Here is a 14,799-nt window from a genome sequence, read left to right on the forward strand (position 1 = left end):
AATATATCGACTTATCAACAAAAACGAAAAATCTACTCTTTATATCTCACCGGTTCATTTCGAATAATAAATAAATGAATCGGTAAGAACACCGAAAATGTGATTACATGAATAATCGTAAATAATATAGAGTTCGTTCCATATCTGTCTAAAATAGCGTAGATAAGATAAATAGACAATACAATCGATACAGCTGTTGCTAGTAAACTTATAATTGGTACGAAATTAAAAATGAAACATGCAACATATATACCGAACACTTTCCACCCTGCTTCTTCTTTCAAAAAATCTGGTAATTTATCTTTCGCTAAGTCACCCCACGTCTTACTATTCAAAAACGGAATAAACGCAAGCACCCCGTCCGTTGCACCATCATTTTTCGCCATCGAATAAAGTGCAAAAGCCGTTAACAAATATGAAATAATTGCCCAAATCAATATAACAAGAATAAACGCAAAACTAAGAGCAAAGAAACCTGCTAGTACGCCTTGATCCTCCATCTTATCCTCTCCTCTCTACTTTCAACATATTTCATTACATTGCAAGTTATGTTTTAAAATTTATCCAAACTCTTTGTATAATAAGAGAAGATAGAGAATAAGAGAGGAGAAACACTTATGCATCCATTTGTAAAAGCATTACAAGAGCATTTCACAGCTCATAAAAATCCTGAAAAAGCAGAACCTATGGCTCGTTATATGAAAAATCACTTCCCATTTCTAGGTATTCAAACACCGGAAAGACGCCAATTATTAAAAGACATCATTCAAATACATACTCTCCCAGATAAAAAAGACTTCCAAATTATCGTACGTGAGCTTTGGGACTTACCAGAACGTGAATTCCAAGCGGCCGCACTTGATATTATGCAAAAATATAAAAAACATATAAACGAAACTCATATCCCCTTCTTAGAAGAACTTATTGTCACAAAATCTTGGTGGGACTCTGTCGATAGCATCGTCCCTACATTCTTAGGTACTATCTTTTTAAAACACCCAGAATTGATTTCTGCTTATATTCCAAAATGGATTGCATCAGATAACATATGGTTACAACGCGCCGCTATTTTATTCCAACTGAAATATAAACAAAAGATGGATGAAGAACTTCTTTTCTGGATTATTGGACAACTACATTCTTCAAAAGAATTTTTCATTCAAAAAGCGATTGGCTGGGTCCTTCGTGAATATGCAAAAACAAATCCGGATGTAGTTTGGAAATACGTGCAAAACAACGAGCTCGCTCCATTAAGTAAGCGTGAAGCAATTAAGCATATTAAAGAAAATTACGGAATAAATAATGAAAAAATAGGCGAGACTCTATCATAGATAGACGCGTTCCTCTATTGAGATTTAAAAAAGAACGTGTTAGAATATGTTCATTATTACTAATATAAGTAGCGATGACGGACTTATAAGTACTTGCATAAAAAGCGATTCAGGGATAGTGAAAGCCTGAAGCCGCAAGGAAACGGCAGTCCCGAGCAATACATGATAAAGTGGATGCACCTTTTGTGTATCAACTAGGGTGGAACCGCGGGCAAACGCTCGTCCCTAGGCAAATAAGCCTTGGGATGAGCGTTTTTTTATGTTCTTTTTAGCTATACTGCTCGTTTCCAAAGTATCAGAGTATGTCATCGCCAATACGTTAACTTTCAAAAGGAGGATTTTCTTATGTATTCAATGGAACAAGTTGTAAACTTAGCGAAACATCGCGGTTTTGTTTTCCCTGGTTCTGAAATTTACGGTGGTCTTGCAAACACTTGGGATTACGGTCCACTTGGAATCGAATTAAAAAATAATGTTAAAAAAGCTTGGTGGAAAAAATTCATTCAAGAATCTCCATACAACGTTGGTTTAGACGCAGCTATTTTAATGAACCCTAAAACTTGGATCGCTTCTGGTCACGTTGGTAACTTCAACGATCCAATGATCGACTGTAAAAAATGTAAAGCTCGTCACCGTGCTGACAAATTAATTGAGGATGCTTTAGATGCAAAAGGCATCGAAATGGTTGTTGATGGTCTTACTTTCGACCAAATGGCTGACTTAATGAAAGAACATGAAGTAAAATGTCCTGATTGCGGTAGTGAAGAATTCACTGAAATCCGTCAGTTCAACTTAATGTTCAAAACATTCCAAGGTGTTACAGAGTCTAGCACAAACGAAATCTTCCTTCGTCCTGAAACAGCACAAGGTATTTTCGTAAACTTCAAAAACGTTCAACGCTCTATGCGTAAAAAGCTTCCATTTGGTATTGGCCAAATCGGTAAGAGTTTCCGTAACGAAATCACACCTGGTAACTTCACATTCCGTACACGTGAATTCGAACAAATGGAACTTGAATTCTTCTGTAAGCCTGGTGAAGATTTAGAGTGGTTCGCATTCTGGCGTGAAACTTGTAAAAACTGGTTACTTTCACTTGGTATGACTGAAGAGAGCATGCGTCTTCGTGACCACGGTGAAGAAGAGTTATCTCACTATAGTAATGCAACAACTGACATTGAATTCAAATTCCCATTCGGTTGGGGCGAACTTTGGGGCGTTGCATCTCGTACAGACTTCGACTTAAAACGTCACATGGAACACTCAAACGAAGACTTTAACTATATCGATCCACAAACGAATGAGCGTTACGTACCATACTGCATCGAGCCATCTTTAGGCGCAGACCGTGTAACATTAGCATTCTTATGTGATGCATATGAAGAAGAGCAATTAGAAAACGATTCTCGTACAGTTCTTCGTTTCCACCCTGCTTTAGCACCATACAAAGCAGCTATCTTACCATTATCTAAAAAGCTATCTGAAGGTGCTACTGAAGTATTCGCAGAATTAGCTAAAGACTTCATGGTAGACTTTGATGAAACTGGTTCTATCGGTAAACGTTACCGTCGTCAAGACGAAATCGGTACACCATTCTGTATCACATACGACTTCGACTCAGTTGAAGACAAAGCTGTTACAGTACGTGACCGTGATACAATGGAACAAGTTCGTATGCCAATTAGCGAACTAAAAGGTTTCTTAGAGAAGAAAATCCAGTTCTAATTATAAGAAAAAGAGGCTGCTCATAAGAGCGCCTCTTTTTTACTTTTCACGTTTTTCTTTAATTGCTACTGTACATCTTGATATACATAGTAAATCATCATTTTCATCAATAATACGAACATCCCAAACCATTGTCGATTGTCCTCTATGTATCGGTGTTCCGATCGCTGTTACAATTCCATCTTTCTTTGAGCGAATGTGGTTTGCATTAATTTCTAATCCGAAACAAATACATTTTTCTTGATCAATTAAATTGTATGAACCAACACTTGCCACTGTTTCTGCTAATGCAACCGATGCACCGCCATGTAAAAATCCAAATGGCTGATGCGTACGCTCATCAACAGGCATCGTAGCAACCACCTTATCTTCTGTCATCTCTAACAACTCAATTCCAAGTGAATCCATTAAAGTTTTTGCCATATCGCTTCCTCCTTCTCTTGCTTTAATTAAATGTATAATTTTACCTATTTATTTTCAAACTACTTATAACACTTATATAAGGAGGCTTCACCTAAATGAAACAGAAATTTTGTATATTACTGCTTATGTTCTCCTTGCTGACTATTGTACCAAATTGTGCAATAACAGCCAAAGCATCTAACCTGACAATCGATGTTAAGACTGTAACGCAAAAAGGTAAGAAACCTTATATAGAATATCAAATAAATAGGCCTTCTTTTCACAACTTTTCTGACTCTACATTTCAAAATAAGCTCAATTTATACTACAAAAAATCCACTGACAAATTTAAAAACAAATTAGAAAAAGAAGCAAAAAAATACTATAAAGAGACAGAAGGATCTAGTACACCATTTCATCCGTACGTAGCAAATGTTGATTATAAAGTCTCTTTAAACAAACCACCTTTTCTTAGCCTATATGTGAATTACTATCAATATACTGGCGGAGCACACGGTCTTTATACGTGGAAGGCAAATACATTTGATTTAAAAGAAAAAAAGCTACTGCACTTAGACGATTTATTTCAACAAAAAGATAAATATAAAGATGTAATCCGTGCAGAGATTGTAAGACAAATTAAACAAAATGAAAGTATTTATTTTCCTGATGCAACTGAAAAGGTAATGAGTATGAAAAAGTTTCACTTCTTTTTAGAGCCAGACAATCTCGTCATTTATTTCCCTTTATATGAGATTGCTCCGTATTCAAGTGGAATTCCGCAATTTCGTATTCCATATACGTTGTTAAGAGACTATTTAAAGCCTTCTTATCAAAATATTTTGATTGACAACAAGTAAATATTTTAGCTACGATAATGTTAACCTAAAAACAACAGGAGGTTAACATTATGAGAAGATTACATGTTTTAGATTTAGCATTAGCTGCCATGTTCGTTGCTCTTATGGCCATCGGTGCAAATATTGTATCTTGGGCACCATTCCTTCAAGTAGCAGGTATCCCATTATCTATGCAACCATTTTTCGCAATTTTAGCAGGTCTTCTTCTTGGAAGTAGACTTGGTGCTTTATCCATGACTGTTTATATGCTCGTTGGCGTAGCCGGCGCACCAATTTTCGCTAACTTCAAGGCTGGATTTGGAGCACTTTTAGATCCTACTGGTGGTTTTATTATCGCATTTATTATCGTTGCTTACGTATCGGGGAAACTAGTAGAACAAAAAGAAAGACCAACATTCATTACATTTGCGATTGCCTCTTTCACAGGAATTATTTTAACTTATATAATCGGTACTACTTACATGTACGGGGCAGTCAATCTCTTTATGGGCGGTAATATGAGCTATAAAGCTGCTTGGATGATTATGATGTGGTTTGCAGTAAAAGATATTGTATTTACAATTTTCGGTGCTATTATCGCCCCTCGCATATACTATGCTGTGCGTCGTTCTGCTTATCAGCATTCTCATTCGACGATTTCATAATAAAAAAGAGTTATTGCAGCTTGCTGCAATAACTCTTTTTTATATTAAGACTCTTGATTCACTTGTTCTTCTAAAATTTTCTTCATCATTACAACCATGTCATCACGTAATTCTGGGTGTTGCAGGGCCATTTCGATTGTCGTTTGAACAAATCCTAGCTTTTCACCTACGTCGTAGCGCTTTCCTTCGAAATCGTAAGCAAATACACGTTGGATTTCATTTAAGCTTTGGATTGCATCTGTTAACTGAATTTCACCACCAGCACCGACATGTTGCTGCTCTAAGAACATAAAGATTTCAGGCGTTAAAATGTAACGGCCCATAATCGCTAAGTTTGAAGGTGCTGTACCTTGTGCTGGTTTCTCAACGAAATTGCGAACTTGGTAACGACGACCTTCTTGTTCTAATGGATCAATAATTCCGTAGCGGTGTGTTTCATTTTCTGGAACCGTTTGTACACCAATAACAGAAGAAAGCGTTTTATCATATTCTTCGATTAATTGACGTAAGCATGGTTTTTCAGCTTGAACGATATCATCGCCTAATAAAACAGCAAATGGCTCATCACCGATGAATTTACGTGCACACCAAACAGCGTGTCCTAATCCTCTTGGTTCTTTTTGACGAATATAATGAATATCTACCATTTTTGAAGAAGCCTGTACTTTTTCAAGTAACTCATACTTTTTCTTTTCTAATAAGTTTTGCTCTAACTCAAATGCATTATCAAAATGATCTTCAATAGAGCGCTTTGTTTTACCAGTAACGATAATAATATCTTCGATTCCTGATTGTATTGCTTCTTCTACGATGTATTGGATAGTTGGTTTATCTACTATCGGCAACATTTCTTTCGGCATTGCTTTTGTTGCTGGTAAAAAACGTGTTCCCAATCCAGCTGCTGGGATTATGGCTTTTCTTACTTTTTTCATCACAAAATACCCTCTCTTCTGTCAGAATCAATAACGATCATTTCCTTACATAAAACAAAAGGGAGATTTCGCTCCCTTTTGTTCCCTACTACTTAAAATTACTTTATATTATAAACGATTCATAATATCTTCTTTAATAGTAAGTAACTTTTGTTCACTATTTTGTAAAGAACTATCTTTTACACCAAAGTAGAACTTAATCTTCGGTTCAGTTCCAGATGGACGTAGGCAGAACCATGAACCATCCTCTAATTGATATTTTAACACATTTGATTTCGGTAAGTGAATCTCTTCTTTATGTCCATCTTGTAAAGATGTAACAATGCTTGCTTTATAGTCTTCAACTGCTACGACTGTTAAGCCCGCTACTTCTTTCGGAGGATTCTCACGGAACGTCGCCATCATCTCTTGGATTTGTTCCGCTCCATCTTTTCCTTTTAACGTTAACGATACAAGGTCTTCACGGAAGAATCCGTATTTCTCAAATACTTCTAATAGACCATCATATAACGTTTTCCCTTGTGATTTGTAGTATGCAGCTACTTCACATGCAAATAGGACAGATTGTACTGCATCTTTATCACGGCAGAATGGACGGATTAAATAACCATAGCTTTCCTCATAACCGAATTGGAATTCGTATTGTCCGCTTTCTTCATACTGTCTAATTTTCTCACCGATAAATTTAAATCCAGTTAACGTATCAATTGTATCTAAACCGTATGCTTTTGCAATTGTACGACCAATTTCAGACGTTACAATTGTTTTTAATACGACACCGTTCTCTGGAAGCGTTCCGTTTTCTTTCTTTTGAGATAGTAAGTAATCAAGCATTAATGCACCTGTTTGGTTACCTGTTAATACTTGGAACTCACCATTATGATTACGAACTGCTACACCAAGGCGATCTGCGTCAGGATCAGTTGCGATTAATACATCTGCGCCTACCTTTTCACCGTCACGAATTGCATACTCAAACGCTGCGTGCTCTTCTGGGTTCGGTGATTTTACTGTAGAGAAGTTTGGATCTGGTAACTCTTGCTCTTTTACAACTGTTACATCTGTAAATCCAACTTCTTTTAAACCACGGCGTACAGAAATATTTGATGTTCCGTGTAATGGTGTAAAGACGATTTTTAAGTCTTTACCAACCTTTTGTACCATTTCTTTATTAATGATAACATTGTTCAATTCTGCAGCATATGCATCATCTACTTCTTGTCCAATAATATGTAATAAACCGTCAGCTTTTAATTGCTCTACATCAGCGACTTCAACTGTTAATTCATCTTCTACTGCGTTTACGTAGCTAATTAACTCATCTGCCTCTTTTGGAGGCAACTGTCCACCATCTTCACCGTATACTTTATATCCGTTATATTCAGGCGGATTATGGCTTGCCGTAAGAACGATTCCACTTACTGTATGTAAATGACGAACTGCGAAAGAAAGCACTGGCGTTGGACGTAAGCTTTCAAACACATATGTTGTGATACCGCGTGCGCCAAGTGTTGCAGCGACCTCCATTGCGAATTCAGGCGATTTATGTCGAGAATCATAGGCTACAACAACACCTCGTTTTTTCGCTTCCTCACCTAACTTTTCAATAAAGCTTGCTAATCCTTTTGTTGCTTTACGAACTGTATATACGTTTAAACGGTTCGTACCAGCACCAAGTTCACCACGCATACCACCTGTGCCAAACTCTAGATTTTTATAAAAACTATCCTCGATTTTCTTCTCATCTTGCTTCATATTTTCTAGCTGTTCTTTTAATTCTGCATCTAATTGTGCGTAAGAAAGCCAGCGACTAAATTCTTGTTTCCAATTCATTCTTCTCTCTCCTCCCGCTTGTCATATCTTTATTATATGAAAAAAATATGCTGTATCTCAATATTTTATAAAATCTAGCAGGATTTTACTAGGAATATTTGTATACACTATTGTTAAATACTCCACTAAAGGGAATGAGGATTATGCAAGAATGGGGCTTGTCAGAAGAGCTCAAAATACAAACAAAGCAAATGATTGAAATTGCTGAAAGAGAACTATCGATTATGAGAAACGCAATCGATAAAGAAGATGAATGTATTTTATGCAAAATGGAAGATATTCATCATATGTTGGCAAATGTACAAACATTGGCAGCTACATACTATATTCAGGCATATTTATCACCTTATACGGAAAGTTCATCTTTTATTACGACAGCTATCCAACATTTAAGCGCTAGAAAACATGGTGCTCTTATCGTTGTGGAACGAAATGAAACGCTTGAAGCTTTCATTCAAACTGGAACGACATTAAACGCTCATTTAACTGCGCCATTACTCGAATCAATATTTTACCCAGGTAACCCTCTTCATGACGGTGCCGTTCTCGTAAAAAATAATCATATAGTCTCAGCTGCTAATATTCTTCCTTTAACGAAAAGTACAGAAGTTGATTCTGAGCTAGGAACGCGTCACAGAGCTGCAATAGGCTTATCAGAAAAGAGTGATGCACTTATATTAGTTGTCTCTGAAGAAACGGGCCGTACTTCTTTTGCTTTAAATGGGATTTTGTATACAATTTCTTTATAAAGTGAAACTTTAATCAGCCCTCACCAATTGAGCGTTTACGGGCAACCCCACCTCACTTCTTTGCTTCCACTAAATTTTGAGGTTAGGGTCTTACTGTCCGGCAAATAGCGGGATAAACAAACCTATAAAAAAGAAGACTGTTCCAAAATATTGGAACAGTCTTCACTTATACTCTTATTCTTCTCCGAAACGCTCCACAAGTGTTGCAAGTGTACGTACCATTGCACCAGTTGCTCCAGTTGGACCTAAGTCGTGCGCGCCTTTTGTTTCTGATGTTCCAGCGATATCTAAGTGTACCCACGGTGTATCTTCAGCGAATTCGCCTAGGAATGTACCTGCCATAACCGCATGTCCTTCACGGCCTGGTGAGTTATTTAAATCAGCAAACTTACTGTTTCTCACACGTTCTTTATCACGATCAAAAATCGGTAGTTGCCAAATTGGTTCATCTGTTTCCATAGAAGCCTCTAGTACTTGCTCAAACAACTCTTCATTATTTGTCATTGCGCCTGTCGTATGGTTTCCAAGTGCAACAATTACACCGCCTGTTAATGTTGCAACATCAACAAGGTAGTTTGCGCCAAGTTTTTTCGCATACGTAATACCATCAGCTAAAGCTAGACGACCTTCTGCATCCGTATTTAATACTTCAATTGTTTTTCCACTCATAGATGTGATTACATCGTCTGGCTTAAATGCCGTACCACTTACAACGTTATCAGTTGAAGGAATAACAGCGATCACATTTTGTTCTGGGCGCAGTTCTCCGATAATTTCCATCGCACCTAATACAGCAGCTGCACCGCCCATATCACCTTTCATACCAACCATGCCTTCACGTGGTTTTAAAGAATAACCACCTGTATCGTATGTAATACCTTTTCCAACGAATCCAATGACATCTGTCCACTCTTCTTTTCCTTTATAAATAAGAGCAATCATTTTGGGTGGCTCTGTACTACCTTGGTTTACTGCAAGTAACGCACCCATACCAAGATCTTCCATCTCTTCTTTTTCAAGAACTTTATAGTCCATATCATACTTCTCCGCTAACTCAACAGCATACTCAGCAAGCTTTGTCGCTGTTAATACGTTTGGCGGCATATTTACAAGTGTACGAGCTGAATTTGTTGCACGTCCATGTACGTAGCCAACTGTTAATGCGGCTTCAATTTCTTGTGCATCTTCCGCTGTAATAGCCGTGAACTTCTCTAACTCTACACGATCCTTTTTATCTGATTTATACGTTTGTAATTCATATGTACCAAGGCCTTGTACCTCTGCTGCAATATGAGCGACATCAATCGCGTCTAATTTCTCTGTTACGAAAGAATCAAGTAAGATTGCTGCATCTTGTACTTTTGCTGCTTGTAGTGTTTTAAACGTTTTTCCAAGAGCCACACGTAACGTTTCTGTCGTATAAGACTCTTTCTTGCCTAAACCAACAAAGTAATACCGTTTCACATTTGTTTTTCCTAAGCTATGTACTTTCGAAATGGCCTTTTTCTTCGTAGATAATTCTTTCTCTTCTAGTAAAACTTGTAATTGTCCTTCAAACGCTTTGTCCAGTTCTTGTACAAAACTACTCATTTTCTCTTCTTCAAATAAAGCGACAATTACTGCTTCGTGACCTGCTAATTCTTTTTGTACTTGAAACATGTTCAGACCCCCTAAATTTCTCTACCACCATTATAACTTTATTTTCGATAAAATGCGACAATTCTAACTACAGTTATATGACGTGTAAAATCTCCTCTATTATGAAATAAGCCAAGAAAAAAAGTCTAGCGTAATTACGACTAGACTATCTTTGCTTTAAATATTGACCACGAAACACTTGCATCGTTTCGTCTTGATTTAACATCGTTAACTCTTCTTCTGTAAACTTACCTTTTCCTACTTTTACTACATACACATTTACTTTTTTCTTACCCCATTGGCTATAAACATCTTTCACCGTATCATAATATAAATCAAGACGGTTTCCTTTTATTGCTCCGCCCTTATCAGCTACTACACCATACCCGTAACCTGGCACGAAGAGAATCGTTCCAATCGGGAATACGCGTAAGTCCGCAGCAATTGTGGAATATAAATCCCTTTTCACTTTAACACCTGAATATGTAATACCATACTCTGGATGCCCTGGCCTCTTACCTGTTGACTCAATCCCCGATGTATAACCTGTTGCAGTCATTTCAATTGAACGATATTTAGACCAGTCGTTTGCCTGCTCTAAAGCATTTATCACTTCTTTACTCGGAGCAACATTTCTCTTAACTTCTGCTGCATGTACTTCTTTTGCACTCATTCCTTCATATGTCTTTACAATCTCTAATAAAGAAACTCCAGTGAAAGCCTTCCATGTTACGCATAATGCAAATGCAAGTAAACAAGTCATCATAATGCGAATACAATATCGTTTTAACATTTTTATATTCCACACTCCTTCATCGTTAATCATTCCCTATACGATGAAGGAATATGCAAAAAATAATCTCCAACTTAGTTGGAGATTAAAACATTTGATATCCGCTTTTCCGAAGTTTCTTGATCACGACTCCTGCTAAAGCAGCCCCTACTAATCCAGTAGATAGAATAAACACGTCTGCTTGTCCTAAGTGCGATACACTTGTCCCAAATGAAGAAAATGTTTCTTTCGGTTTTGAAAAATAATCCCACATACTCGCTTTATTAATAATAAGCATACAAACAATCGGATACACAATAACCATTACCCAAGTAGCTCGCAAAATCATGTTGAGTAAAAATCCAATTCCAAAGAACAAAATAAAAAATAGCATCATTGAAATAAGTAGTACCGGTATACTCACTCTTTCTCCCTCTCCTTCGCACGTGCCGTAAATACGTGATAGGCTGTATAACCAAATGGTTCTCCTGGATTTAATGTTTTGTCCACTTCAAGATGTAGTTCTGATCTTCCTTCTAACAAATATTTAATAAGTACAGACGTATTCGGATCGTCCGCAATCTTATCTGGATGTAAGAACGCCACTTCAGACAATTCTTTCTCCTGTACAATAATATTTTCTCCTTCAGGCTCCAAAAGGAAAATAATCATATTATCACTAATTTCATCACGAATAACACCCGATCGAACACCAATGATCCCCTTCACATGAGCGACAATGCCTGTCTCTTCTAACACTTCGCGTTTCACAGCTTCATCAACTGTCTCACCTTCATTTACAAAACCAGCCGGTAAAGACCATTTCCCTTTTAATCCACTGTATTTCTTCTTAACGAATAGCCACCTGCCATCTTTTGTAGCTACTAAGCCACTAACAGCTAACCATACTTTCCCGCGCTTCCCCATGATGCATCCTCCTCCATTCGAACGGACAGAATATTCTTTCTTTTCTATATATTATACTATACTTTTTAATTCGCTGTGAAATTTCCTTTTTTCAAAAAGTGAAAAAACCCATTTTGTCGATATACTGTTAACAAAAAAATATCAAGATGCAGAAATGTAATTATGAAGAAAATAAAACATTGGATTCATCCATTTCATGATAAGGCAATGTTCAAATAAAACATTTCTCCCATCTTTCTATTGTTATATCGAAAACATGTATTATATGAAAAAAAAGCAGAAACGGCGCTTAGCCGTTTCTGCTTTTTCTACTATATATTAAAAGAACTTTAATTTACCTTTTTTAAGAACTAATAAAGGTCCACCTAATAAGAATAAGTAGCGGTTATCGATTACTTTCTTCATGAAGGAAGCTTTCCAACCTGTTAACTTTTTACCCATAACAACGCCCATTGCATCGTCATGACCTAAAGAACATACAGATCCTTTATTATCGAATGCGAATTTTTTCATTTCGCCCTTGCCACGAACTAATACAGTTAAGTTGTGTGCAATATTGTAACCTTGTTGAATTGCAATTTGTGCTGTTGGTGGGTAAGGACGGTTAATTTCTTCGTTAATGATTAACGCTGCATCACCAACCATGAATACCTCTTCGTATCCTGGAGCGTGCATGTACTCATCAACTTTTACACGTCCGCGCATTGCTTCAAAGCCAGACTCTTCCACAATACCATTACCACGAACACCTGCAGCCCAAACTACTGTTTCAGACTTAATTAATTCAGTATCATCACCATTTGCAACAATAATACCTTCTTCAGTTGCTTCTTTAATTGCTGTACCGATGCGGAATTCTACGCCTTTTTTCTCAAGTTGTTTTACAGCATATTCTACTAATGCTGGATCGAAACCTGGAAGTGCTGTTGGAGCAGCTTCTACACAGATGATACGTGCTTTTTCACGTGGTACATTGTACTGTTTGCAAAGTTCAGGAACACGGTTTGCAAGCTCACCTACGTACTCGATACCAGTAAATCCAGCACCACCAACAACGATTGTTACTAACTCATCGCGCTTTTCATCTGCATATTTAGCGAAACTAGCTTCCATATGCTCACGAATTTCACGAGTTGCATTAATGTTAGCGATTGAGAATGCATGCTCTTTTAATCCTGTAATTCCGAATGTTTCTGATTCGAAACCAAGACCGATTACTAAGTAGTCATACTCTAACTCGCCGTCTTTTAAGATAATACGTTTTTCAGCAGCTTTAATTTCTACTACTGTGTCTTGTACAAAGTTCACTTTATTTGTATCAATAACGTCTTGAATATCTAGACAGATTTTTTCATCTTGTAATGTACCAGCTGCGCTCTCGTGTAACCAAGTCGCTTGGTAGTGATAGCTGTTGTTGTTTACTAACGTAATTTCAGCTTCATTTACAGATAATGCTTTTTGCAGACGAACAGTCGTAATCATCCCGCCATAACCTGCACCTAAAACTACGATTTTTGGAGTCTTCACCAAATCACAACCCTTTTCTTTATATAATAGTAATGAGAAATAATACCAAGTACTAAAAACTCTATTTGTCAAGAATGTGGAATTTATCACATTCTATATCATAACAAAACGCAGTCAAAAAATCGTACGAATTTTGTCATAGAAATTTAACATAATACTTCCCTATATTAGTCGGTTTTATTCCAGAATTCAAGCTTCTGGAGAATTATCAATATTTTAAAATAACATAGCGTTTTCAAGGGTTTTTCAGCCTTTTTTTCATGTATTTTCCTTTCTGTATATTTTATACAATACAAAAAGCATCTATGCGAAAACTTACACACAATTCAGTCGTTTTCAGAAGTATTATGAACTCAAATATGCTATCATTTATTTGAAAGTGTCATCATTTGCAGGATTTTCGTGTACATATGAACAATATATGAAATCAATATCAAAATTCCATCTATAGGGGGAATGAAAGTGGCAGAAAATCAAAAAGTTTACGACATAACAATTATTGGTGGTGGTCCAACAGGACTATTCACAGCATTTTATGGCGGGATGAGACAAGCAAGTGTAAAAATCATTGAAAGCTTACCTCAACTTGGAGGACAATTATCCGCACTCTACCCTGAAAAATACATTTATGATGTAGCTGGATTTCCAAAAGTGCGCGCACAAGAATTAGTTGATAACTTAAAAGAGCAAATGAAGAAATTTGATCCAACCATTTGCTTAGAAGAAGCTGTTGATACGCTTGAAAAACAAGCTGATGGTATATTTAAACTTGTTACGAATAAACAAACTCACTATTCTAAATCAGTCATTATTACTGCCGGCAATGGTGCTTTCCAACCACGCCGCTTAGAATTAGAAGGTACAGCAAAATACGAAAAGAAAAACTTACATTATTTCGTTGATGATATGAATAAATTTGCTGGCAAGCGCGTCGTAGTATTTGGCGGTGGCGACTCAGCAGTAGACTGGACGATGATGTTAGAACCGATTGCTGACAAAGTTACAATCGTTCATCGCCGTGATAAATTCCGCGCACATGAACATAGCGTCGAAAACTTAATGAATTCTCGTGCAGAAGTAAGTACACCGTATGTTCCAGTTGAACTCATTGGTGATGACAAAATTGAACAAGTCGTTCTTCAGCACGTAAAAACTGAAGAAAAAGTTATCATCGATGTTGATGATGTAATTGTAAACTACGGCTTCGTTTCCTCTCTTGGCCCAATTAAAAACTGGGGCTTAGATATACAAAAAAATAGCATCCTTGTGAATTCAAAAATGGAAACAAATATTCCTGGCATTTACGCTGCTGGTGACATTTGTACATATGAAGGAAAAGTAAAACTTATCGCTTGTGGATTTGGCGAAGCACCGACAGCAGTAAACAATGCAAAAGCTTACTTCGATCCAAATGCAAAACTTCAACCAATGCATAGCTCAAGCATGTTTTAATATGTAAAAA

General features: G+C 36.9%; 15 protein-coding genes. 6 read left to right on the forward strand and 9 right to left on the reverse strand.

All coding sequences use genetic code 11. The features are described from left to right. Positions 1–32 precede the first annotated feature (32 nt). On the reverse strand, positions 33–500 hold the full coding sequence (locus MHH27_RS25520; protein WP_000390061.1) for a hypothetical protein: 468 nt from the start codon (positions 498–500) through the stop codon (positions 33–35). Positions 501–617: 117 nt separating this feature from the next. Between MHH27_RS25520 and MHH27_RS25525 the strand changes: the two genes are divergently transcribed. After that, positions 618–1,331, forward strand: coding sequence for a DNA alkylation repair protein (locus MHH27_RS25525; RefSeq protein ID WP_098235653.1), 714 nt, complete (start codon positions 618–620; stop codon positions 1,329–1,331). Between the two features lie 345 nt (positions 1,332–1,676). Further along, positions 1,677–3,053, forward strand: coding sequence for a glycine--tRNA ligase (locus MHH27_RS25530; RefSeq protein ID WP_000287154.1), 1,377 nt, complete (start codon positions 1,677–1,679; stop codon positions 3,051–3,053). 39 nt (positions 3,054–3,092) lie between these two features. Here the strand turns inward: MHH27_RS25530 and MHH27_RS25535 are convergent, their stop codons facing one another. Beyond that, positions 3,093–3,476, reverse strand: a complete 384-nt coding sequence (locus tag MHH27_RS25535; protein WP_001140612.1) for a hotdog fold thioesterase — start codon at positions 3,474–3,476, stop codon at positions 3,093–3,095. A 95-nt stretch (positions 3,477–3,571) separates the two neighbouring features. On the opposite strand from MHH27_RS25535, the gene MHH27_RS25540 reads away from it, so the two are divergent. Together MHH27_RS25540 and MHH27_RS25545 are read left to right on the forward strand one after the other, a co-directional pair. Then, positions 3,572–4,315: a DUF3298 and DUF4163 domain-containing protein gene (locus MHH27_RS25540; RefSeq protein WP_000810334.1), complete on the forward strand. Its 744-nt coding sequence runs from the start codon at positions 3,572–3,574 to the stop codon at positions 4,313–4,315. A gap of 50 nt (positions 4,316–4,365) precedes the next feature. Further along, positions 4,366–4,959, forward strand: a complete 594-nt coding sequence (locus MHH27_RS25545; RefSeq protein WP_340944517.1) for a biotin transporter BioY — start codon at positions 4,366–4,368, stop codon at positions 4,957–4,959. A 44-nt stretch (positions 4,960–5,003) separates the two neighbouring features. Here MHH27_RS25545 and galU read toward each other — a convergent pair whose 3' ends face one another. Then, the gene (gene galU, locus MHH27_RS25550; protein ID WP_000757815.1) at positions 5,004–5,891 is read right to left on the reverse strand and encodes a UTP--glucose-1-phosphate uridylyltransferase GalU; all 888 of its coding nucleotides are present in this window, start codon (positions 5,889–5,891) and stop codon (positions 5,004–5,006) included. Positions 5,892–5,999: 108 nt separating this feature from the next. Next, positions 6,000–7,724, reverse strand: coding sequence for a phospho-sugar mutase (locus MHH27_RS25555; protein WP_001104220.1), 1,725 nt, complete (start codon positions 7,722–7,724; stop codon positions 6,000–6,002). 143 nt (positions 7,725–7,867) lie between these two features. Here MHH27_RS25555 and cdaS point away from each other — a divergent pair, with 143 nt between their 5' ends. Then, positions 7,868–8,473 carry a sporulation-specific diadenylate cyclase CdaS gene (gene cdaS / locus MHH27_RS25560; protein ID WP_001158743.1) on the forward strand — a complete coding sequence of 202 codons (606 nt, stop codon included), beginning with the start codon at positions 7,868–7,870 and terminating at the stop codon, positions 8,471–8,473. A 174-nt stretch (positions 8,474–8,647) separates the two neighbouring features. Here the strand turns inward: cdaS and pepA are convergent, their stop codons facing one another. From pepA to MHH27_RS25585, 5 genes are all read right to left on the reverse strand, one after another. Then, entirely contained in the window at positions 8,648–10,132 is a 1,485-nt protein-coding gene (gene pepA, locus MHH27_RS25565) for a cytosol aminopeptidase (RefSeq protein WP_090978029.1), read from the reverse strand. A 145-nt stretch (positions 10,133–10,277) separates the two neighbouring features. Then, a complete protein-coding gene (locus MHH27_RS25570; protein WP_002094181.1) occupies positions 10,278–10,904 on the reverse strand; it encodes a 3D domain-containing protein in 627 nt (208 codons plus the stop codon). 85 nt (positions 10,905–10,989) lie between these two features. Then, positions 10,990–11,307, reverse strand: a complete 318-nt coding sequence (locus MHH27_RS25575; protein WP_000027016.1) for a YuiB family protein — start codon at positions 11,305–11,307, stop codon at positions 10,990–10,992. After that, the gene (locus MHH27_RS25580; RefSeq protein ID WP_000517993.1) at positions 11,304–11,810 is read right to left on the reverse strand and encodes an NUDIX hydrolase; all 507 of its coding nucleotides are present in this window, start codon (positions 11,808–11,810) and stop codon (positions 11,304–11,306) included. Before MHH27_RS25580 ends, MHH27_RS25575 begins: the two co-directional genes overlap by 4 nt. Positions 11,811–12,128: 318 nt before the next feature. Beyond that, positions 12,129–13,337, reverse strand: a complete 1,209-nt coding sequence (locus MHH27_RS25585) for an NAD(P)/FAD-dependent oxidoreductase (RefSeq protein WP_000856602.1) — start codon at positions 13,335–13,337, stop codon at positions 12,129–12,131. Positions 13,338–13,799: 462 nt separating this feature from the next. Here MHH27_RS25585 and MHH27_RS25590 point away from each other — a divergent pair, with 462 nt between their 5' ends. After that, a complete protein-coding gene (locus tag MHH27_RS25590; RefSeq protein ID WP_000829772.1) occupies positions 13,800–14,789 on the forward strand; it encodes an NAD(P)/FAD-dependent oxidoreductase in 990 nt (329 codons plus the stop codon). The last annotated feature ends 10 nt before the right edge of the window (positions 14,790–14,799 follow it).

The sequence above is a fragment of the Bacillus sp. FSL L8-0152 genome (genome assembly GCF_038006365.1).
GTDB lineage: Bacteria > Bacillota > Bacilli > Bacillales > Bacillaceae_G > Bacillus_A > Bacillus_A cereus.